Annotated in this window: 18 protein-coding genes; 9 read left to right on the forward strand and 9 right to left on the reverse strand. The window is 65.8% G+C overall.

What is annotated here, in order from left to right; genetic code table 11:
- Positions 1 to 258: 258 nt before the first annotated feature.
- The 4 genes from tfpB to ACODS0_RS01740 form a co-directional block, all read right to left on the reverse strand.
- A complete protein-coding gene (tfpB, locus tag ACODS0_RS01725; RefSeq protein ID WP_218300450.1) occupies positions 259 to 2,052 on the reverse strand; it encodes a type IV pilus assembly ATPase TfpB in 1,794 nt (597 codons plus the stop codon).
- A gap of 41 nt (positions 2,053 to 2,093) precedes the next feature.
- On the reverse strand, positions 2,094 to 2,858 hold the full coding sequence (locus tag ACODS0_RS01730; protein ID WP_055401461.1) for a class I SAM-dependent methyltransferase: 765 nt from the start codon (positions 2,856 to 2,858) through the stop codon (positions 2,094 to 2,096).
- A gap of 9 nt (positions 2,859 to 2,867) precedes the next feature.
- Complete coding sequence (locus tag ACODS0_RS01735) at positions 2,868 to 3,518, reverse strand: DNA-deoxyinosine glycosylase (RefSeq protein WP_488832304.1); 651 nt, start codon at positions 3,516 to 3,518, stop codon at positions 2,868 to 2,870.
- 115 nt (positions 3,519 to 3,633) lie between these two features.
- Positions 3,634 to 4,461: a TatD family hydrolase gene (locus ACODS0_RS01740; RefSeq protein WP_488832306.1), complete on the reverse strand. Its 828-nt coding sequence runs from the start codon at positions 4,459 to 4,461 to the stop codon at positions 3,634 to 3,636.
- A 131-nt stretch (positions 4,462 to 4,592) separates the two neighbouring features.
- Between ACODS0_RS01740 and ACODS0_RS01745 the strand changes: the two genes are divergently transcribed.
- The 4 genes from ACODS0_RS01745 to ACODS0_RS01760 are packed head-to-tail and all read left to right on the forward strand — an operon-like array spanning position 4,593 to position 8,664.
- Positions 4,593 to 5,534 carry a S1C family serine protease gene (locus ACODS0_RS01745; protein ID WP_488832308.1) on the forward strand — a complete coding sequence of 314 codons (942 nt, stop codon included), beginning with the start codon at positions 4,593 to 4,595 and terminating at the stop codon, positions 5,532 to 5,534.
- 24 nt (positions 5,535 to 5,558) lie between these two features.
- Entirely contained in the window at positions 5,559 to 6,578 is a 1,020-nt protein-coding gene (locus ACODS0_RS01750) for an AAA family ATPase (protein WP_488832310.1), read from the forward strand.
- On the forward strand, positions 6,559 to 7,584 hold the full coding sequence (locus tag ACODS0_RS01755) for a DUF58 domain-containing protein (RefSeq protein WP_228896527.1): 1,026 nt from the start codon (positions 6,559 to 6,561) through the stop codon (positions 7,582 to 7,584). The genes ACODS0_RS01750 and ACODS0_RS01755 overlap by 20 nt, the downstream gene beginning before the upstream one ends.
- A 36-nt stretch (positions 7,585 to 7,620) precedes the next feature.
- Positions 7,621 to 8,664, forward strand: a complete 1,044-nt coding sequence (locus ACODS0_RS01760) for a VWA domain-containing protein (RefSeq protein ID WP_121420892.1) — start codon at positions 7,621 to 7,623, stop codon at positions 8,662 to 8,664.
- Positions 8,665 to 8,872: 208 nt separating this feature from the next.
- On the opposite strand, the gene ACODS0_RS01765 is transcribed toward ACODS0_RS01760, so the two are convergent.
- Together ACODS0_RS01765 and ACODS0_RS01770 are read right to left on the reverse strand one after the other, a co-directional pair.
- Positions 8,873 to 10,981, reverse strand: coding sequence for a sensor domain-containing diguanylate cyclase (locus ACODS0_RS01765; protein ID WP_218300448.1), 2,109 nt, complete (start codon positions 10,979 to 10,981; stop codon positions 8,873 to 8,875).
- Positions 10,982 to 11,298: 317 nt separating this feature from the next.
- Positions 11,299 to 11,922: a Crp/Fnr family transcriptional regulator gene (locus ACODS0_RS01770; protein WP_055401449.1), complete on the reverse strand. Its 624-nt coding sequence runs from the start codon at positions 11,920 to 11,922 to the stop codon at positions 11,299 to 11,301.
- 264 nt (positions 11,923 to 12,186) lie between these two features.
- Between ACODS0_RS01770 and ACODS0_RS01775 the strand changes: the two genes are divergently transcribed.
- On the forward strand, positions 12,187 to 14,031 hold the full coding sequence (locus tag ACODS0_RS01775) for an EAL domain-containing protein (RefSeq protein WP_487256364.1): 1,845 nt from the start codon (positions 12,187 to 12,189) through the stop codon (positions 14,029 to 14,031).
- A gap of 911 nt (positions 14,032 to 14,942) precedes the next feature.
- Positions 14,943 to 15,326 carry a RidA family protein gene (locus ACODS0_RS01780; RefSeq protein WP_488832315.1) on the forward strand — a complete coding sequence of 128 codons (384 nt, stop codon included), beginning with the start codon at positions 14,943 to 14,945 and terminating at the stop codon, positions 15,324 to 15,326.
- Between the two features lie 50 nt (positions 15,327 to 15,376).
- Here ACODS0_RS01780 and ACODS0_RS01785 read toward each other — a convergent pair whose 3' ends face one another.
- Entirely contained in the window at positions 15,377 to 16,618 is a 1,242-nt protein-coding gene (locus ACODS0_RS01785) for a urate hydroxylase PuuD (RefSeq protein ID WP_487260861.1), read from the reverse strand.
- A 212-nt stretch (positions 16,619 to 16,830) separates the two neighbouring features.
- Complete coding sequence (gene xdhC, locus ACODS0_RS01790) at positions 16,831 to 17,661, reverse strand: xanthine dehydrogenase accessory protein XdhC (protein ID WP_431150310.1); 831 nt, start codon at positions 17,659 to 17,661, stop codon at positions 16,831 to 16,833.
- A gap of 67 nt (positions 17,662 to 17,728) precedes the next feature.
- On the opposite strand from xdhC, the gene ACODS0_RS01795 reads away from it, so the two are divergent.
- A complete protein-coding gene (locus ACODS0_RS01795; protein ID WP_121505624.1) occupies positions 17,729 to 18,271 on the forward strand; it encodes an energy transducer TonB in 543 nt (180 codons plus the stop codon).
- A 169-nt stretch (positions 18,272 to 18,440) separates the two neighbouring features.
- Here ACODS0_RS01795 and uraH read toward each other — a convergent pair whose 3' ends face one another.
- Positions 18,441 to 18,791 (reverse strand): hydroxyisourate hydrolase, encoded by a 351-nt coding sequence (gene uraH, locus ACODS0_RS01800; RefSeq protein WP_055394878.1) that lies wholly within the window; start codon positions 18,789 to 18,791, stop codon positions 18,441 to 18,443.
- A gap of 108 nt (positions 18,792 to 18,899) precedes the next feature.
- Here uraH and ACODS0_RS01805 point away from each other — a divergent pair, with 108 nt between their 5' ends.
- Together ACODS0_RS01805 and puuE are read left to right on the forward strand one after the other, a co-directional pair.
- Positions 18,900 to 19,577 carry a GntR family transcriptional regulator gene (locus ACODS0_RS01805; RefSeq protein WP_055394876.1) on the forward strand — a complete coding sequence of 226 codons (678 nt, stop codon included), beginning with the start codon at positions 18,900 to 18,902 and terminating at the stop codon, positions 19,575 to 19,577.
- A 24-nt stretch (positions 19,578 to 19,601) separates the two neighbouring features.
- Complete coding sequence (gene puuE / locus ACODS0_RS01810) at positions 19,602 to 20,552, forward strand: allantoinase PuuE (protein ID WP_488832323.1); 951 nt, start codon at positions 19,602 to 19,604, stop codon at positions 20,550 to 20,552.
- Positions 20,553 to 20,555: the final 3 nt, after the last annotated feature.

Below are 20,555 nucleotides of genomic sequence, written 5' to 3' on the forward strand. Positions count from 1 at the left end.
ACTGCGCGATTGTGCGTGCAACCAAGGCCCGCGCGGATGTGGATTCCACCTACATCCGGTAACGCTTGGGATGTCCTGCATAACCCTCGCGCGTCGGTGGTAGTGCGGATCGGGAAAGGCCGCAAGGCGTCTTTTTGCGGCCAATAGCATGGCTATTGGCAAGAAAAGCAACGCAGCGGACTGCCCGAGGCCGCGCTATCACAGACCGCAGGGAGTTATGCAGGACATCCCTTGCTCCTGCGGAGCTGGTTCAAGGTCTTACTCCAGCGGCGGTGTCGCAGCAATCACCTCGTCCAGCGTGGTCAGGCCCTCTGCCACCCGCAGAGCGCCTGCCAGACGCAAAGGCCGCATGCCATCCTGCACGGCCTGGCGGCGCAGCTGGTCGATCGAGGGCGCCTGGTTGATCTTCTCCTTGAGTGCCTCGGTCACGGTGAGCAATTCATACAGGCCCATGCGCCCCCGAAATCCACCCATGCGGCAGTCCACGCAGCCCACGGGCTTGTAGGGGTGGTAGCCGCCACTGAGCTTCCAGGGCTTGACCACCTCCACCAGCGTTTCGCGCTGCGCCGTTTCATCCTTTTGTTTGCACTGCTTGCACAGCGTGCGCACCAGCCGCTGGGCCAGCACCCCCAGCAGCGTGGCATTGAGCAAATAGGGGGGCACCCCCAGTTCCATCATGCGGGTGATGGCCGACGGGGCGTCGTTGGTGTGCAGTGTGGAGAACACCAGATGCCCGGTCAGCGCGGCCTGGATAGCCATCTCGGCCGTCTCCAGGTCGCGGATTTCGCCCACCATGATGATGTCCGGGTCCTGGCGCATGAGGGCACGCAGGCCCTCGGCAAAGTTGAAGTCGAGCTGGGGCTGCACCTGGGTCTGGTTGAAGCTGGGCTCGATCATTTCGATCGGGTCTTCCACCGTGCTCACGTTCACCTCTTCGGTCGCCACCCGCTTCAAGGTGGAATACAGCGTGGTGGTCTTGCCCGAGCCCGTCGGCCCCGTCACGAGAATGATGCCGTGCGGGCGCTTGACCAGCGCCTCCCAGCGCTCGGCATCGTGCTGGGCAAAGCCCAGGGCGTCCAGATCCTTGACGGCATTGTCCGGGTCAAAGATCCGCATGACCATCTTCTCGCCAAACGCCGTGGGCAGAGTGGACAGGCGCATTTCCACCTCGTCCCCGCGCTGATTGCGCGTCTTGATGCGGCCGTCCTGCGGACGGCGCTTTTCCACCACGTCGATGCGGCCCAGGAGCTTGATGCGCGAGACCATGGCGTTGTGCACGCCCATCGGCATCTGGTAGACCGGGTGCAGCACGCCGTCGATGCGAAAACGGATCACGCCCTGGTCGCGCCGTGGTTCCAGATGGATGTCGCTCGCGCGCTGGTCAAAGGCATATTGCCAGAGCCAGTCCACCACCTTGACCACGCCCTGGTCGTTGGCGTCGAGCTGCTTGTTGCTCTTGCCCAGTTCCACCAGCTGCTCGAAGCTGCTGCCCCCGGAGTTGCCCCCTGCCTTCTGCGCGGCGCGCACGGACTTGGCCAGGGCAAAAAACTCTGCAGTAAACCGGTGAATGTCCAGCGGGCTGGCCACCACGCGGCGCACCGTGCGCCGGGACTGGCGCTCCACCTCCGCCACCCAGTCCTCGATGAAGGGCTCGGCCGTAGCCACCACCACTTCCTTGGGGGTGACCTGCACGGGCAGCACCCTGTGGCGCTCTGCATAGGTGGCGCTCATGGTTTCGGCCACGCGCCCCACGTCCACCTTGAGCGGGTCAATCCGCAAATATGGCAGGCCTGCCCGCTTGGCCAGGTACTCAGACAACGCCTCGATGTCCAGCGGCTTGCCATCGCTGGCACGTTCCATGGCCACGTTGGCCAGGCGCACCAGCGCATGCTGAGAGCTTTCCGCCTGCGAGCAGCGGGCGATGGTGCGTTGAGCTTCTTCCTGGGAGATGACTTCGTCATCGCTGAGCCACTGCACCATGCGTCGCCAGTCCACGGGACCGACGTAGGGTCGCGCCGCAGTGCTGGCCAGGGAAGCGGAGATTGTTTTCATCAGATACCTTTCCGAAACGGGGCTGTGGGCGGCCCGGGGGCTCAGGCCGCGACGGGCTTGAATGCCCGCAGCCATTTGGTGGTCGGCAGGTCCCAGCGCGCCTGGATGGCCTGCGCCTGCACGTCGAGTTCCGCCCGCTTGGGGCGCGTTGGCGTCTTCTGGGCCAGCACCACGGTGTTGCCTTCTCGCGTGGGCTTGAAGGCCCAGAGTGCCTTGTCACCAAAGGCCGCCGCCATGCTCTGCAGGCTGCGCTCAAAGCTGGACGCCCGCCCGAACAGGTTGACCGTCATGCACCCCGTGTCGGTCAGCAAGGCGCGGCAGTCGGCGTAGAAGTCTGCGCTGTCGAGCACCGGCGCTGCGGCCTCATGGTCGTACAGGTCCACCGCCAGCGCATCCACCGTGCCCTGCCACATGGGGTTCTTGATCTCTTGCGCCGCATCGGCCAGCACCACCCGCAGCTTGGGGCCATCGGGCGGCAGCTTGAACCATTGCCGACACACCGCCAAGACCTGTGGGTTGAGCTCGATGGCCGTGGTGCAGATGCGCAGCTTCTTGTGGCAGAACTTGGTGATGGCACCGGCCCCCAGCCCGAGCTGCATGGCATGCCCCTTGGACACCTGGGGCAGGTCGGCAAACAACAGCCACGCCATCATGCGCTGCACGTACTCCAGTTCCAGTTCAAAAGGCTCAGCAACGCGCATGGACCCCTGAATCCACGGGGTGCCCAGGTGCAGGTGGCGCACTTCGCCGTCATCAGAGACGCTGACTTCGGGCAGTTCTTGTGATTTTTCTTTTTTGCGGGTCATTCACAACAATCAAAGCAGGCGGTGGGCCGCCATCAGGTCCGCCCAGGCAGCCAATTTACGTTCAAAACTCCAGGAGGCATTGGCCGGGCTGGTCGAGGGCAGACGGTGCGATGCGATAGAGCGGGCGGAACCAGGCCCGGAACCCGTGCCCACGCGCTGATCGGAAAGCACATCATCATGCGCCGCAGCGCGGGGGGGCCGGAAGCTGCCGAGCACCGCCGGGGCATGCTTGAAGCTCTCACCCCCATTGTGGGCGACGGCGGCGAGCTGCGGACACACCGCCTGCAGGCGCGCAAAGTCGTTGACCTGCGCATTGCGGATGCTGGTGTCCAGGCTGCCCTCCCGCTCGCAGCTCTCATACACATCCCACAGGCCAAGCCCCCTTGCCAGCAACCAGTCGCAACGTGCGGCATACCCTTCGGCCCCTGCGGGCGGCAAGGGATGCTGCGGCCACAGCGCTTGCAAGATCTTCCAGAAATGGTTTTGCGGGTGTGCGTAGTACTGGCGCAGCCGCAAGGAGGCAGCCCCCGGAAAACTTCCGAGGACCAGCACCACCGTGCCTGCAGACACCACCGGCGGCAGCCCCTGGAGGCGCACCGGCGGAGCTGGCGCCGGAGCATCAGGGAGCGGAGGGGGCTGCGTCAGAGCGGCGTCGGGCATCCGCCGATTCTGAACCGAAACCCGTCAGCAACCCCGCGACATCCTCAAAAAAAACGATAGCTGTAAACCCTTTACCACAAAGCGCTGGCCTCCTAAAAACCTACCAATTGGTGGATCAGACGGAGACCAAAGCCTGCAACCGGGGCAGCGCCACCAGCGCATTGGCACAGGTGATACCCGCCAAATCCTCCAGCGGCTGACTGCGCAGCTCAGCCAGTGCATTTGCAATGCGCGGGAGTTCGCCGGGTGCATTGCGCCCTTGGGGCTGGCCTTCGAGCCGCTGGGCGGCGGTGGCATACAACCAATGGGGCGGGATGTCCGGCGCATCGGTCTCCACCACCAGGGTCTCTGAGGGCAGTTCTGCCGCCAGACGACGCAGCTGCAGCGCCCGGTCGTAGGTCATCGCGCCGCCAAACCCCAGCTTGAAGCCCAGGGCGATGAACGCCTGCGCCTGCTGCACGCTGCCATTGAAGGCATGGGCGATACCGCCTTGTACCGGCAGCTCCCGCAGGCCTTTGAGCAGCCGGTCGGACGAGCGGCGCACATGCAGGATTACGGGCAGGTCAAACCGCCGTGCCAGTTGCAGCTGCGCGCGATAGAACCACTCCTGCCGCTCAGGGTCCAGGCCGGGCACAAAATAATCCAGGCCAATCTCTCCGATGGCCACCAGACGCTGGTCAGCCCGGTGTTGCTCCAGTTCCTGCGCCAGCAACTCCAGATCTGCGTCGTGCGCGCGCCCTGTGTAAAGGGGGTGAATGCCCAGCGCATAGCTATCGCCATGCCGATGGGCCAGGGCGCGCACCGTGGCCCAGTTGCTGCGCTCCACCGCCGGAATCACACAATGGGCTACGCCCTGGGCCCGCGCCTGGGCACGCACGGAATCGCGGTCGGGGTCAAATTCGGGCGCATCCAGGTGGCAATGGGTATCGATCCAGACAGTCATGGAGTGATGATGCCCCATCAGCCCCGACCGCTCCCTCGGCGTGAAACCTTGCAAGTGCACTCTGCAGCGATCCGTGCTAACGTGAAAACCGTGCGCCGTCTCGCGGCGTCTTCCGTAGAAAAGGTGACAGGATGCCCCGGCCCGCCCTCTACAGCAGCTCCCGCCACACCCGCCGCGCCCCACCCGAGCCGGTTGAAAAAGCGCCTGCGCCCACCGAACAACCTGCGGCCAGTGTGATGGAGCCCTCTCCAAACCCTGCCACCAAGCCAGTGGCGGGCACGGCTCTGTCGCGGCGCCATCTGTACGCCCTGTGGGCATTGGTCGCGTTGCTGGCCACACTGCTGCTCTACAGCCTGTGGCTGCACCAGCGCCCCGCCGCCCAGCGGATCACCCAGGAAGACATTGACGCCGCCGTGCTGCGCACGCTGGAGACGACCACCCCGCCCTCCGCCGCCGCCCGCGCTGTGGAAGCGATCTCTCCCTCGATCGTGCGCGTGGTGGGCTACGGCCGCAGCAAAAACGGCAAGGAAGAGGTGGAACGCGGCATTGGCACGGGCGTGGTGATTGTGGACAAAGGCATCATCCTGACCAACCTGCACGTGGTGGCGGGCGCGGACCGCATTGCAATCACCTTCCACGATGGCCTGGAAACCACCGCCAGCATCACGGGCGCCCAGCCCGAAAACGACCTGGCCGTGCTGCAAGCCCACAAAGTACCCGATGACCTCTTCGCAGCCCCGCTGCGCTCCACCCAGGACCTGCGCCCCGGCGACCACGTGGTGGCCGTGGGCTTCCCGTTCGGCATCGGGCCTTCGGCCTCAGCGGGCGTGGTCTCGGGCCTCCAGCGCGAATTTACCTCGCCCGAAGGCAAGCGCCAGCTCAGCAACCTGATCCAGTTCGATGCTGCGGCCAACCCCGGCAACTCCGGTGGCCCACTGGTCACGCTCGATGGCGAGGTGGTGGGCATCGTCACCGCCATCCTGAACCCCACGTCGGCACGCACCTTCATCGGCATCGGGTTTGCGGTGCCCATCGAGAACGCGGCTTCTGCCGTTGGCATGCCCCCCTTCTGATCCCGACCCTTCACAAGGAGCACCATGGAAACCACCCCATCGCCCTCTGCCATGAACAACGCCGCCACCGCCACCCTGATGGAGCAGGTGCTCTACGAAGTCAAGCGCGTGGTGGTGGGCCAGGACCGCTTTCTCGAGCGGGTCATGGTGGCCATGCTCGCCCAGGGCCATCTGCTGGTCGAAGGTGTGCCGGGCCTGGCCAAGACGCTGACGGTGAAGACGCTGGCCAGCACCATCCAGGGCAGCTTCAAGCGCATCCAGTTCACGCCCGATCTGGTGCCCGCCGATCTGGTGGGCACGCGCATGTACAACCAGAAGACCGGCGAGTTCAGCACCACGCTGGGCCCGGTCTTCACCCACCTGCTGCTGGCCGACGAAATCAACCGCGCACCCGCCAAGGTGCAAAGCGCCCTGCTGGAGGTGATGCAGGAACGCCAGGTGACGATTGCAGGCGAGACCCACAAGGTGCCCGAGCCCTTCCTGGTGATGGCCACCCAGAACCCCATCGAGACCGAAGGCACTTACGCGCTGCCCGAAGCCCAGGTGGACCGCTTCATGATGAAAGTGCTGCTGGGCTACCCCACCGAGGAGGAAGAGTTCGTGATCGCCCAGCGCGCGCTCGATGTGCCCGTGCAGGTGCTGCCCGTGGCCACCACCGCGCAGCTGGCGGCGCTGCAGGCCGAATGCCGCACGGTGTATGTAGACCCGTCGATGCTGCAATACGCCGTGAAGCTGGTGGCCGCCACCCGCGAGCCCGCGCGGCATGGCCTCAAGGACCTGACCGGCTACATCAGCTGCGGCGCCAGCCCCCGCGCCACCATTGCCCTCGCAGAGGGCGCCCAGGCCCTGGCCATGCTGCGCGGGCGCAACTACGTGCTGCCCGAAGACATGACCGACCTGGCGGCCGACGTGCTGCGCCACCGCATTGCGCTGTCGTACGAAGCGCTGTCCGAAGGGCTGGATGCCGATGCCCTCGTCAAGCGCATCATGGCCAAGATACCGGCGCCTGCTCGGCCTCTGCATCATGAGCAAAAAGTTGCCTGACACCACTTCAGCCACGGTCCACACGCTGCCCACCCTGCCGGGGCAGGCGGACCGGTTGCTGCGCGAGCTGGAGTGGAAGGTGATCCGCCGCCTGGACGGCCTGCTGCAGGGCGACTACCGCACGCTGATGCGCGGCAGCGGCCTGGACCTGGCCGACCTGCGCGAGTACCAGCCGCATGACGACGTGCGCCACATCGACTGGAACGTGACCGCGCGGCTGAACATCCCCCACGTGCGCGTGTTCACCGAAGACCGCGAGATGTCCGCCTGGTTTTTGCTGGACCTGAGCCCGTCCATCAACTTCGGCCCGCAGGGCAACGCCAAGCGCGACATCCTGACCGGCTTTGTGGCCGTGCTGTCGCGCCTGCTGACGCGCCACGGCAACCGCGTGGGCGCCATGCTCTACGGCGCAGGCAATGCACCCGCCCGCGCTGTGGATGCGGTGTTACCGCCCCGCAACAGCCGCGCCCATGTGCTGCATCTGGTGCACAGGCTGTTGACACCGCCCGCCCCTGCCACCGGCACATCCAAACCCGGCGGAGGCGCCACAGAACTGCACCGTTTGCTGCAAACGGGCCTGGCCAACCTGCGCCGCCGCTCCACGGTGTTTGTGGTGTCCGACTTCATCAGCGCACCCGGCTGGGAAAAGCCCCTGGCCCAACTCGCCCAGCGGCACGACGTGGTGGCCGTGCGCCTGCTCGACCCGCTGGAGTTGGAACTGCCCGATGTGGGCCTCATCACGCTGCGCGATGCCGAAAGCGGCGAGCAGCTGCAGGTGGACACCCACGACGCGGGCTTTCGCCGCCGCTTCGCCCGCTTGGCGGCCGAACGCGAGGCCGTGCTGCGCGAAGGCCTGACCCGCGCGGGCGCCGACACGCTGGAGCTGTGCACCGACGACGATCTGGTCGATGCCCTGCTGCGTTTCATGGACCTGCGCCAGCGCCGGGTACGCACCTCCCGAGCCGCGCCCTCCCGCGCTGCAGACCCGGCGCAGCACGCCGCCTGAACGAACCAAAACGCGCCCCGCCCGAAGGAACACACCATGGTTTTTCTCTGGCCCACCCTGCTCTGGCTGTTGCTGGTCGTGCCCCTGCTGGTACTGATGTACTGGTGGCTGCTGCACCGGCGCAAGAAAACGGCGCTGAGCTATTCGAGCCTGTCGCTGGTGCGCGAGGCCATGGGCCCCGGCCAGAACCTGCGCCGCCACATCCCGCCCGCACTCTTTCTGCTGGCGCTGGTGGCGCTGCTGCTGGCCACCGCACGCCCGCTGGCCGTCATCACCCTGCCCTCGCAGGACCAGACCATCATGCTGGCCATGGATGTCTCGGGCAGCATGCGCGCCGCCGATGTGGAGCCCGACCGCCTCACTGCTGCGCAGAACGCCGCCAAGGCCTTCATCGCCGAGCTGCCCCGCCATGTGCGTGTGGGCATCGTGGCGTTTGCCGGCAGCGCCCAGCTGGCCCAGCTGCCCACGCAAAGCCGCGAAGACCTCGTCAAAGCCATCGACAGTTTTCAGCTCCAGCGCGGCACGGCCACGGGCAACGGCATCATGCTGTCGCTGGCCACCATCTTCCCCGACGCGGGCATCGACATCTCCGCCCTGGGCGGCCGCCAGGCCATGCGCCCCAAGCCCATTGACGAAATTGGCAAACAAGACCCGGCCAAGGCGTTCACACCTGTGGCGCCCGGTTCCTACACCTCGGCCGCCATCATCATGCTGACCGACGGCCAGCGCACCACTGGCGTGGACCCGCTGGAGGCCGCCAAATGGGCGGCCGACCGGGGGGTGCGGGTCTACACCGTGGGCGTGGGTACGGTGGCGGGGGAGACCATCGGCTTTGAAGGCTGGTCCATGCGGGTGCGGCTGGACGAAGAAACCCTGAAGGCCGTGGCCACGCGCACCAACGCCGAGTACTTCCACGCGGCCACCGCCGCGGATTTGAAGAAGGTGTACGAGACGCTCAGCTCACGGCTGACGGTGGAGAAGCGGGAAACCGAAATCTCGTCATTGCTGGCGTTGCTGGGGGCGACGTTGGCGCTGCTGGCAGCCGGGCTGTCGGTGTGGTGGCACGGGCGGATTTTGTGAGATTTTTTGGCTCTACCGCTTACCAGACAAGCGTAAATAGCTACCATTTTTATAGCATACAGCCTGTAGTGCTTGTCTCGGGCGTGCTTGGGATGCGAGCAAGCGCCACCGTGCACTCCTCAGCATTCTCCAAACCATAGACTTCAAAAAAGATAGCTGTCAGCGCATTACCAGCCAGCGCTACACCCCAAAATCTTTTGGAATCTGCTCACGCCGCTCCCAGCGCCATCCGCCCCGACGCCGTCGCCTGGCTCGCATGGCGCGTCTCTACCCGGTTGCGCCCCGCGCGCTTGGCGTCGTAGCACGCCATGTCGGCCGCATACAGCACCGACGGCACATCCTGCAGACTCGCATCCAGCACCACCAACCCGATGCTCACCCCCAGCGTGAAGCTGCGCCCCTGGTACGAAGGCTCCCACGCCTGTACCGAGGCGCGCAGCTGCTCCGCCACCGCCTGGCCCCGTGCCAGCGCGCACCCGGGCAGCACCACCGCAAACTCGTCGCCGCCCAGCCGCGCGGCCCAGCCAATCTGGCGCACCTGGGATTCGAGCAAGCGGGCCACATGGCGCAGCACGTCGTCGCCCGCGTCATGCCCGGCAATGTCATTGACCACGGTGAAGTGGTCCAGATCCAGAAACAGCACCACGCCGTCCCCGGCTGCTTCGCTGCTGTCTGCATCCGGTGCGCGCGGGCGCATCGAGCGTTCGGCCAGCAGCAGGCCCAGGCGCTCGTCAAACGCATTGCGGTTGTAAAGCTGGGTCAGGGCATCGTGCGTGCGCTCCCACGCCTGCTGCATCTGTGCCTCGCGTGCGGCGGTGATGTCCTCCAGAATCCAGACGGTGCCTCCCGCCATCTCGTCGGGCCGCACACCACGGCCCTGCACGCGGGCCCACACGGGGGTGCCATCCTTGCGCATGAAGCAGACGTCGCCATCGAAGGCGCCATGTGCGGCGAACTCGGCCTGCACACGCTCGCCAATGCGGCCGTATTCGGCATCGTTGGCATACAGGGTGCGCGCCGGATGGCCCTGCAGTTCGCCCTCGGTGTAGCCCAGCATCAGGCAGGCCTGCCGGCTCACCACCTCCAGGATGCCGTGGCGCGAGATGACGATGCCCACCGAGGCACTGTCGAGCACGGCCTGGAACTGCCCGTCCAGCGTGGCCTTGTGCTGCTGCTGCAGGCTGCCCTGCTGCACCATGCCCTGGAACATTTGCACCAGTTCGCCCACTTCCCCCCCCGCACGTGGCCAGGCGACGGTGCCTTGCGGCGGGCCAGCACGCGTGCTGCGCCGCAGCAGCTGGCGGGCACTGTGCGTGAGCTGCGCCAGCGGCTGCGCCATCCAGGCCATCAGCCCGGCCACGAGCAACATGCACAGCGCCATGCTGGCGGCGGCCAGCCACCAGGCCTCGCGCTGCGCGCCCTGCAGGGGCGCCAGCAGCGCCTGCGAGGGGCTGACCCGCGCCACGATCCATTGCGGCAGCGGCATGCCCGCCATGCTGACGATATGCTGGTCTTCAAGATGGGTCGTGCCCCGCCCTACCACTGGCTGGGCCTGCTCCAGCCAGCGGCTGTAGACGGGCGCCAGGCCCGTCTCGTCGCTCACCTTGCCCATGATGCGGGTCGGGTCCGAGTGCGAGAGGATGGTGCCGTCGCGCGTAAACACCAGCAGCCGAGAATCATCGCGCGCGGGCAGCGTCATGGACGGCGGCAGCAGGCCCTGCGATTGCAGGCGCAACGCACCCGCCACCACACCCAGCACAGTGCCGTCTTCGCGGTGCAGCGGCATGGTGAACATCACACGCGCGTCGCTGGTGCGCCCGGCAATCAGCTCGGACACCAGCGGCTTGCCGTCGATGAGCGTGCGGCGCAGCGCATCGCGCTCGGCGGGGTCCAGGTTGGAGGCCTTGTCCAGCCGCCCCCCGCGCAGGTTCAGCCGCAGTTCGCCGTTGTCACGGGCGACCTGCATCGCATCAAAGAACTGAACGGCGGGCAGGCCCTGCTGGAGCAGCCATTCGAGGGCCGAGGGTGATTCGAGCATGGCGGGCGTAATACCAGCAGCCACCGTGCGCAACACCTTCTGGCTTTGCTCGATCTTGCTGGCCAGCAGGCGGGCCACCACCTCGACCTCATCGGTCTGCTGGCTCACCACCCGCCGCATGGCCTCTTGCCCGGAGGCCCGCGTAACCAGCCACGCCGACACCGCCCCCGACAGCCCCACGGCCAGCACCGCCACCAGCACCAGCCGCAACACCAGCGGACCGGGCATTGACCAGCCCGGCGCGTCCTGTGGCGGCGCAGGGTGGGTCGGGGGCGTCATGGACACTCCGCGCAGGGGGCGCCCGATAGGCGCAAAGGGGTGGCGTTGGGCATGGGGACAGGTCAAACCGGACAGGTCCCAACAAATATACGCAGCCCCTGCAGCCCAGGGCTTGGGTAGAACCCTCAGTGAAACCCAAGGACAAACCCTGACGAGGAAGCCCCCCTGAGCCGCTGCGCGGCTTCCCCCGGAGGGGGACGCACCCAGGGGCCTGGCAAAGCCAGTTCCACGGGTGCGCTCGCTGGCGGCGCGCCAGTAGCAGAAGCGGTGCGCGCTATTTTTCGCGCGGCGCCAAAACCACCCACGCTGGGTTCAGTTCAGCAACCCGCCATCGACTGCAGCGCCCGGGGCTGAGGCAGGTTCAGCACATTGCCCGTGCCATGGATCAGTCCCAGTTCCCGCAGATGGCGCAGCACGCGCGAGAAGGTTTCGGGGGCGATACCCAACTGCGCCGCAATCAGGCGCTTGCGCTGGTGCAGCGTGACCTGCATGGTGCCGCTGTGGTCGGGCTGGGCGTGGTTGAGCAACCACTGCGCGCAGCGCGATTCGGCATCCTGCGCGAGGCGGCTCACGGCCAGCTCGGACTGCTGGCGGTAGCCCTGAGCCATGTCGAGCAACAGGCCCCGTGCACCCGCCGGCATTTCTGCAAGGCTGCGGCGAAACTCCTCGATGGGAAGGCGGCGCACCTGCACACGGGTATCGGCCACCATGTCCACCGGCAGCGGCATGCCCATCAGGGCCGACGCGGCGTCCAGCCAGAACGGCCCTTCCACGGCCCCCAGCTGGTGGCGCAGGTAGCCATCGTCGAGCACACCGCGCAGCACGCGGCCACTTTCGAGGTGCAGCACCGACGTCAGCACCTCGTTGCGCCTGCGCAGCACTTCACCGGCGGCAATCACCTCGGTTTCGGCGGGCAGTGAGAAATAGGTAGAGGGCAGCATGGGACGGACTGTGCCGCGCCCCGGACCGCTGGGCATTGAGCAAGATCAAACCGAACCCTCGCGGCAGCCCTGCCGCTGCGCCAGGGTTGAGCCAACGCATGAACAACCTGCATGCCCCCCGAACGTCCACCCCAGGGAATGGCCTGTCACCTCACGGAAACAGTGTGTAACAAGGTTGTCACACCCGGCCGATATCGTGGGCACCTTGCTCAGAGCCCCCCATCTACCGTGACGCACAACCCCCTTTGGAGCCGACTGGAGGCGATGATGGCCTTGCTGTCCCCGGCTGCGCGCCATGGCAAGGGCCCTCTGGCACAACTCATGCGCGAAGGGGGCCTGCACTGCGTGTTTCAGCCCCTGGCCGACCTGCGCGAGGGCAGCGTGTATGCCCACGAAGCCCTGATCCGTGGCCCCGAGGGCACCCCTTTGCACACGCCCGATGCCTTGCTGGAGCTGGCGCGGCGCGAGCACATCCTTCAGGACTTCGAGCTGCTGTGCGTGTTCACCGCCTTGCAGCAGTGGGGCGTTCAGAAGGCGCCGGGCCGCCTGTTTGTGAACATCAGCGCCGACGCGCTGGTGCACGGCGTGGCCCTGGTGGGCGCGCCGATGCTGGGCGAGGCCGTGCGCAGCTTTGGCGTGAGCGCCCGCCTTCTGGTGCTGGAAATCACCGAGCACGAGCGCGTGACCGACATGCCCCAGCTGCGCCAGGCCATCAAGGCGGTGCACGCCTGCGGCGCGCGGCTGGCGCTGGACGACTTTGGCGACGGCCGCTCCAGCCTGCGGCTGTGGTCCGAGGTGAAGCCCGACTTCGTGAAGATCGACAAGTACTTCATCCGCGACATCAGCAACCAGCCCGAGAACCTGCAGATGCTGCAGGCCATCAAGGGCATAGCCCATATGTTTGGCACCAAGCTGATTGCCGAAGGCATCGAGACACGCGACGACCTGCGCGCACTGCGCGACCTGGACGTTCCTTACGGCCAGGGCTGGCTGCTGGGCCGCCCTGCCAAGGCCCCGCGTGAGGCCGTGGAGAGCCCGGCACAGGAAGTGATGCAGGACCGCCGCGTGGCTGTGCTGCCGCACCTGGGCCAGACCGCACGCCCGGGCATCCTGCGCAGCCTGCTGGTGGTGCAGGCGCCCACCGCCGCGCCCGCCACCAGCAACGATGCAGTGGCCGCCATGTTCCATGAGCGCACCGACCTGCACGCGCTGGCCGTGGTGGACGGTACGCGCCCCGTGGCGCTCATCAACCGCCAGCAGTTCATGAACCACTACGCCACGCTGTACTTTCGCGAGGTGCATGGCCGCAAATCGTGCCTGGCGTTTGCCAACCAGGCACCGCGCGTGGTCGAGCTGGACTGTGACGTGGACCAGCTCGTGGGCATCCTCACCTCGCAGGACCAGCGCTACCTGAACGACGGCTACATCGTCACCGACAACGGCCGCTACCTGGGCCTGGGCACGGGCGACCAACTGGTGCGCGCCGTGACAGAAACCCGCATCGAAGCCGCGCGCCATGCCAACCCGCTGACCTTTCTGCCCGGCAACATCCCCATCAGCCTGCACATGCAGCGCCTGCTGGACCACCACACCGAGTTCGTGGCGTGTTATGCCGACCTGAACAACTTCAAGCCCTTCAATGACCACTACGGCTACTGGCGCGGCGACCAGATGATCCGCCTCGTCGCCCGCCTGGCCACAGCCCACTGCGACGCGCGGCGCGACTTTGTGGGCCATGTGGGTGGGGACGATTTCATGCTGATCTTTCAGAGCAGTAACTGGCTGCAGCGCTGCAAGAACATCGTGGACGCCTTTGCCCGCGAAGCGCTCACGCTGTTTGACGACGAGGCCCGGCGCGCCGGTGGCATCCAGGCCGAAGACCGGCATGGGGTGCCACGGTTCTTTCCGTGCACCACGCTGGCCATTGGTGCGGTGCGCATCACCCCCGGGCGTTTTCGGCATGCCGAGGAAGTGGCCAACCTGGCGGCGGTGGCCAAACATGAGGCCAAGCAGGCTGCGACCGGGGTGGTGCTGCATGGTGGGTTTACAGAATCCGCTCTGGGCGCGCTGGCGGCAACGCGTGCGTTGCAGGATGTGCTGGCGGCATAGGGGGTGGAGGGAGCAGCGTAGTTTCCGTCGCGTATTGGGGCTGGGCGATTCACGCCGCAAGCCAGTCCGCTTCGGTTCCAAGCGTGCCTATGAGCACCGCCCCATCGGTTCATGGTTTCCGTGCGTAGCTCAAACCGGAGTCTCAGTCACTCTGCCGTTCGATCTCGCAGGCTATAGTTTGCCCGGCTGAGGAATGCCGTATTTCGCGGAATTTCTTTATCTGGGTATCTTCGGCAGTCCGAGGCTGCAAGCCATTTCCATAAGCATTCCGTGTCCAGAAGACCCCGCACTGCCCAGCTTATTTCGCTAGGTTTGCAGGGTGCATCACGTTAGACCTCCATGCGACCCATCCTCAATTTCGCAAGAGCCATCGCGATTGCGAGCGTCCTCGCAATACCTGTCGCCTATTCCACTGCAGAGCCAGCAGGTGAGTTCAGCAAAGCCCTCGGAAAGTTGGTTCGATCCGAGAAGGTCCACGAGGTAGATCTGGCAAACGTACTCCCACTGGACTGGAGTGCTGTTCACCTTTGGCCCGTACTCAACCCGCGAGAGCAACTGCCAGGCGTTGCAACTTGGCTGGCTCAAGTGCCGCATAACGCTGCCTGCCGAAGTGAATGAGGGCGAATTCGTCCTGGTCTTCCGATCAAACTCCAAAGTCGTGCATGTGGAGCATCATCGGCGGTGGAATGGCGACTTCAGCTCGCGGACCAGTCCGCGACCCCAACCGATACTGCGGTCAGCTGCAAAGTTCTCTGTCAGTCTGGTGTCCAACCGGGTGCCAGAGAGTGAGCAGTGGTACCAACTTGAGCATCAGGCCCATGACTGATTACCTGCAATGACGAGGCCTAAACCTCATGCCAAACGCTAGGCGTCACAAAAGAACTCTCGTCACATCTCCCTCTGCACCACCCATGAACGAAGCCGAAATCGCCGCAGGCCTGCCAGGCACACCGCATTATCAGTACGCGCAGCAGGTGGGTAGTCAGCTCTTCCTTGCAGGCCAGGTGCCACAAGCCCCCGATGGCTCGATCATGGCGCCCGGAGATCCGTGCGCCCAGGCGTCGCAGTGCCTGGCAAACCTGAGCAAGGTTCTGGCAGTTCACGGGTTTGCCGCGCCAGACATTCGCCGCCTTGTTGTCTACGTCGTTGGCGAACAGGCCGACCTTTCAGCGGCTTGGGGTGCCGTGACCGAGCACTTTGGCGGGCAAGTGCCTCCGGCAACGCTCCTGGGCGTCGCCCGCCTGGGATACCCGGGGCAGGTGGTGGAGATCGACGCCACCGTCGTCAAGGGGTAGAAGTCTGCACGGCTTCGCTTGAGTGCAGAGTGACGCCTCCTCCACAACCCTCAAGGCCCCGTCGGCGCCCCCGCCTCGAACCAGCGCCCAATCAGCGCCCGCTCCGCGTCGGTGATCTGCGTGGCGTTGTTCATGGGCATGAGTTTTTGCACCACCACCTGCTGGTAGATGGCCTGGGCGTGTTGCTTGACGCTGTCGGGTGAATCGAGCCGCAGGTTCTTCATCTGCACCGCCTCGCCGTGGCACAGGTAGCAGCGTTGCTCCAGCACGGCTTGCACCGACTTGTAGTCATTTTGGCCGCTAGCGCTTGCTGCAATTGCGCTAGCAGCTCCTGAAACAGGAGCACCACTGACAGCAGCCATGGGCGCGGGGCGCATCCACACGATGGCGCCGACGATGACGGCCACGCCCACCAGCGCATAGGGCAGCGGGTTGCCGTTGCGGCCCAGCTTGTAGCCGTGGCGCATCACAAAGAACTGGCGGATGGCGGCGCCCGCAAACATCATCAGGATCAGCACCAGCCAGTTTTGCGGGTGGCTCCAGGTAAAGCTGTAGTGGTTGCTCAGCATGGCAAACAGCACCGGCAGCGTGAAGTAGGTGTTGTGCACGCTGCGCTGTTTGCCGCGCTTGCCGTGGATCGGGTCCACCGGTTCGCCCGCCTTGATCTGTGCGATCACGGTGCGCTGGCCGGGGATGATCCAAAAGAACACGTTGGCACTCATGGCCGTGGCGATCATCGCGCCCACCAGCAAGAAGGCTGCGCGGCCAGCAAACCAGTGGCAGGCCAGCCACGAGGCGATGCACACCAGCACGAAGACGAGCGCACCCACGATGGCGTCGCCGTTCTTCCTCTGGCCAAAGATGCGGCAGATCGCGTCGTACAGCAGCCAGAACACGACGAAGAACGCCAGCGCGACGACGATGGCCGTGGCAGGCGCCCAGTCCATCTTCGACTTGTCGATGAGGTAGGTGCTGGCGCTGTAGAGGTACGACACGGTGAACAGCGCAAAGCCGCTGATCCAGGTGCTGTAGCTTTCCCAGAAGAACCAGTGCAGGTGGCCGGGCAGCTTGGGCGGCGACACGGCGAACTTGACCGGGTGGTAGAAACCGCCGCCGTGCACGGCCCAGAGTTCGCCGCTCACGCCCTGTTTCTTGAGGTCGTCGTCCTCAGGCGGCGTGAGGCTGCTGTCGAGGAAGACGAAGTAGAACGACGAGCCAATCCAGGCGATGGCGGTGATGACGTGGACCCAGCGCAACAGCAGGTTGGCCCAGTCGAGAAAGTAGCTTTCCATATCTCAACCTTGATGGCGCGTCAGCGCCAAACAGCAAACCTGCTCACCACTGCGGGCGCTCTGAGCAGAAATTTTGGTCGCGCACCTTGGCGGGCAAACCCGCCGGGGCACCGCTGCGACCCGTAAACCGTCAACAAATCCGTTGAAAAGTGTATGCAGGAATTGTTCCCGACTCCAGCCCCAATCCGAGGCATGGAGGCCCGGAATTACCCTCAGCCCGCCCCCTTCAGCGTCTGCAGCAGCTGCGCAGCCACCGCGACGGCGATCACTTCGGGCTCCTTGCCCTCAATGCCGGGGATACCAATGGGGCAGGTGACCTGGGCCAGTTCGTCCTGTGCAAAGCCGCGCCCGTTCAGGCGATTGCGAAACGTCGCCCATTTGGTCTTGCTGCCTATGAGGCCGATGAAAGGCAGGTCGCCCTGTTCACGCTGGCGGCGCAGGCAGGCGGCCACCACGTCCAGGTCTTCGGCATGGCTAAAGCTCATGATCAGCACGCGGCTGCCCGGCGCCAGGCGGGGCACGGCCAGTTGCACGGGCTCGGAGTGTTCGCAGACCACGCCCTCGGGCGTGGGGCTGGGGAAGATGCCGTCGCGGCTGTCGATCCAGGTCAGCGCAAACGGCAGCGGCGCCAGCACCCGCGCCAGCGCGTGGCCCACATGGCCCCCACCGAACAGTGCCACGGGGTGCTGGTGCGGCGACAGGCGCGCGCGCAGACCCGCAGCGGGGGCCAGGTCGGCTGCGGTCAGCACCTCAAAACCCAGGTACACCACGCCCCCGCAGCATTGCCCCAGAGCCGGGCCCAGTGCAAAACGCATGGGTGGCTGCCCCGGGGCCGGGCCGGGCACACCGCCCAGGCGGCGGCGCGCTTCGGCAATCGCCTGCAGCTCCAGATGGCCGCCGCCGATGGTGCCCACGATACGGTCTGCGAACACGGCCATCCACGCGCCGGGTTCACGCGGGGCCGAGCCTTCGGTAGACTCCACCCTTACCAGACAGGCGGGGGCGGCTGCAAGGCCGTCCAGCAACAAAAGTACATCAGTCAATCCAGATCCTTCACGCCACCAAGGGTCGCCCGCCCCACGGGGCATCGTTCAGTTCACAAAAGCCATCATGCCGCCCACCCCCACCGAGCGCTCCTCCAGCCACCGCAGCCACTGGCTGCTTGCCGGACTCATGGCCGCCGTTGCATCGCTGGTGGCGGCCTGTAAGTCGGCCCCCGAGCCACCAGCCCCGGCGCAGGACAGCACCATGCCCAGCCCGGACACCGCCAGCGTCAAGGGGCCTGTGCCCGCTGCCGCAGGCTCGGCCCGCGCGTCTGCCGCCAGCACGGCACGCGCCTACCGCGAAGACGCCGCCACCCACCTCTATGGACTGAACGCACAGCGTGTGTACAAGGGCAAGCTGCCGCCCATGCTGTATGCCATCGGCGTGCTGGAGGTGGATATCGACCGCGCCGGCAAGGTCACGCGCCTGCGCTGGATGCGTGCACCCAAACACGCCCCCGAGGTGGTGGCCGAAATCGAACGCACCGTGCGCGCCGCAGCCCCCTTCCCTGCGCCCACGCGCATGGGCAAGGTCACCTACACCGACACCTGGTTGTGGGACAAAAGCGGGCATTTCCAGCTCGATACGCTCACCGAAGGGCAGCATTAGGTACATCCCCCTGAGCGGCTACGCCGCTTCCCCCTTCTCTCGAAATCGCTCCGCGACTTCGGGAAAGGGGACGATGCCTTCGCTGCGGGGCGGCCCTTGCTTGGCATCCCTGGTCCGGGCAGCGCCAGTAAAGACGGCCACGCGATGCCACGCACCGCAGCAGTACCTCTCACGACCCACGGTAGGTCGAATAGCTCCACGGGCTCACCAGCAAGGGCACGTGGTAGTGCTGGTCGGCGTGCGCAATGCCGAAGTCCAGACTCACCTGGTTCAAAAAATTGGGTTCGGGCAACTCCACACCCCGGGCCTTGAAGTACCCCGCCACATCAAACCGCAGCCGGTAGGTGCCGGTGCGCAGGCTGGCGTTGTCGAACAGCGGGGCATCGGTGCGGCCATCGTGGTTCAGCACCAGGCGCTTGATGAGGGTGGCGTTGTCGCCGTCGGTGGAGTACAGGGCCACCTCCATGCCAGCGGCGGGGCAGCCGTTCATGGTGTCCAGAACGTGGGTGCTCAATCCCATAGGGAATCTCCTGAAGTGGGGGCCACGGCCAATCGACGAGGATTGCCGTACCGCAGTGTGTAGACCAAAAGTGTATACACTTTTCGCCATCCACCGTATCATGCCGCCATGGAATCCTCATCCACCAGCGCCATTGTTGACGCACTGACCCGCGCCATCGTAGAGCACCGCCTGCAGCCGGGCACCAAACTGGCCGAGCAGAAACTGGCCGACCACTTTGGCGTGTCGCGCACGCTGGTGCGCCAGGCGCTGTTTCAGCTCGCACAGAACCGCCTCGTCACGCTGGAGCCCGCGCGCGGTGCGTTCGTGTCCACCCCTTCGGTGGAAGAAGCGCGCCAGGTGTTTGCCGTGCGCCGCATGCTGGAGACCGAGATGACCCGCGCCTTCGTGCAGAGCGTAACCCCCGCCAAGATCAAGGCGCTGCGCACCCATGTGGCCAGCGAGAAGGCCGCCATGGACACCGCCGACGCCAGCAGCCGCACCGAGCTGCTGGGCGACTTCCATGTGCGCATGGCCGAGCTGATGGGCAACGAGGTGCTGGCGCAGATGCTGGGCGACCTGATCTCGCGCTGCGCGCTCATCACGCTGATGTACCAGTCGGCCAGCGCCGCAGAACACTCGCACGAGGAGCACGCCGACATCGTGACAGCCCTGGCCGCGCGCGACGAAGAACGCGCCGTCGCCCTGATGCAAAGCCACCTCGAACATGTCGAAGCCAGCCTGACCTTTGACCGCAAGCGCCCGGCCAGCGACCTGGCCGCCGCCCTGGCCCCCATCACTGCCTGACCTTCCGACGTTTTCCGCATTCCCATGATCTACGACTCCACCCAAGCCTACCCCCGCGACCTCATCGGCTACGGCAAGACTCCGCCCCACGCGCAGTGGCCGGGCGGTGCGCGCATTGCCGTGCAGTTTGTGCTGAACTACGAGGAAGGCGGCGAAAACGCCGTGCTGCATGGCGACGCGGGCAGCGAGCAGTTCCTCTCCGAAATGTTCAACCCCGCCAGCTACCCCGAGCGGCACATGAGCATGGAGGGCATCTACGAATACGGCTCGCGCGCCGGCGTGTGGCGCATCCTGCGCGAGTTTGAAAAACGCAATCTGCCGCTCACGGTGTTTGGCGTGTCCACTGCTCTGCAGCGCCACCCCGAGCTCACAGCCGCCTTGGTGGAGCTGGGCCACGAGATCGCCTGCCACGGCCTCAAGTGGATTCACTACCAGCACATCCCTGAAGAGGTGGAACGCGCCCACATGCAAGAGGCCATGGACATCATCCAGCGCATGACGGGTGAGAGACCCCTGGGCTGGTACACCGGCCGCGACAGCCCCAACACCCGCCGCCTGGTGGCCGACTTTGGCGGCTTTGAATACGACAGCGACTACTACGGCGATGACCTGCCCTTCTGGATGAAGGTGCGCAAAACCGATGGCAGCACGGCACCCCAGCTCATCGTGCCCTACACGCTGGACTGCAACGACATGCGCTTTGCCCTGCCACAGGGTTACTCGCACGCCGACCCGTTCTTTCAGTACATGAAGGACACCTTCGACGCACTGTATGCCGAGGGTGACCCCGACGGTGACAACGCCCCCAAGATGATGAGCATCGGCATGCATTGCCGCCTGTTGGGCCGCCCCGGCCGCATCACGGCATTGCAGCGTTTTCTGGACCACATCGCACAGCATGACAAGGTGTGGGTGGCGCGGCGCATCGACATTGCGCGCCACTGGGCGCAGCACCACCCTGCACCCGCCGTGTGAGCC

It is taken from the genome of Acidovorax sp. FG60 (assembly GCF_057808995.1).

Coding starts and splice junctions, on each gene's coding strand:
- tfpB (WP_218300450.1), bottom strand. CDS start 2,052: ATGAAAACAATCTCCGCTTCCCTGGCCAGCACTGCGGCGCGACCCTAC.
- ACODS0_RS01730 (WP_055401461.1), bottom strand. CDS start 2,858: ATGACCCGCAAAAAAGAAAAATCACAAGAACTGCCCGAAGTCAGCGTC.
- ACODS0_RS01735 (WP_488832304.1), bottom strand. CDS start 3,518: ATGCCCGACGCCGCTCTGACGCAGCCCCCTCCGCTCCCTGATGCTCCG.
- ACODS0_RS01740 (WP_488832306.1), bottom strand. CDS start 4,461: ATGACTGTCTGGATCGATACCCATTGCCACCTGGATGCGCCCGAATTT.
- ACODS0_RS01745 (WP_488832308.1), top strand. CDS start 4,593: ATGCCCCGGCCCGCCCTCTACAGCAGCTCCCGCCACACCCGCCGCGCC.
- ACODS0_RS01750 (WP_488832310.1), top strand. CDS start 5,559: ATGGAAACCACCCCATCGCCCTCTGCCATGAACAACGCCGCCACCGCC.
- ACODS0_RS01755 (WP_228896527.1), top strand. CDS start 6,559: ATGAGCAAAAAGTTGCCTGACACCACTTCAGCCACGGTCCACACGCTG.
- ACODS0_RS01760 (WP_121420892.1), top strand. CDS start 7,621: ATGGTTTTTCTCTGGCCCACCCTGCTCTGGCTGTTGCTGGTCGTGCCC.
- ACODS0_RS01765 (WP_218300448.1), bottom strand. CDS start 10,981: ATGACGCCCCCGACCCACCCTGCGCCGCCACAGGACGCGCCGGGCTGG.
- ACODS0_RS01770 (WP_055401449.1), bottom strand. CDS start 11,922: ATGCTGCCCTCTACCTATTTCTCACTGCCCGCCGAAACCGAGGTGATT.
- ACODS0_RS01775 (WP_487256364.1), top strand. CDS start 12,187: ATGATGGCCTTGCTGTCCCCGGCTGCGCGCCATGGCAAGGGCCCTCTG.
- ACODS0_RS01780 (WP_488832315.1), top strand. CDS start 14,943: ATGAACGAAGCCGAAATCGCCGCAGGCCTGCCAGGCACACCGCATTAT.
- ACODS0_RS01785 (WP_487260861.1), bottom strand. CDS start 16,618: ATGGAAAGCTACTTTCTCGACTGGGCCAACCTGCTGTTGCGCTGGGTC.
- ACODS0_RS01795 (WP_121505624.1), top strand. CDS start 17,729: ATGCCGCCCACCCCCACCGAGCGCTCCTCCAGCCACCGCAGCCACTGG.
- uraH (WP_055394878.1), bottom strand. CDS start 18,791: ATGGGATTGAGCACCCACGTTCTGGACACCATGAACGGCTGCCCCGCC.
- ACODS0_RS01805 (WP_055394876.1), top strand. CDS start 18,900: ATGGAATCCTCATCCACCAGCGCCATTGTTGACGCACTGACCCGCGCC.
- puuE (WP_488832323.1), top strand. CDS start 19,602: ATGATCTACGACTCCACCCAAGCCTACCCCCGCGACCTCATCGGCTAC.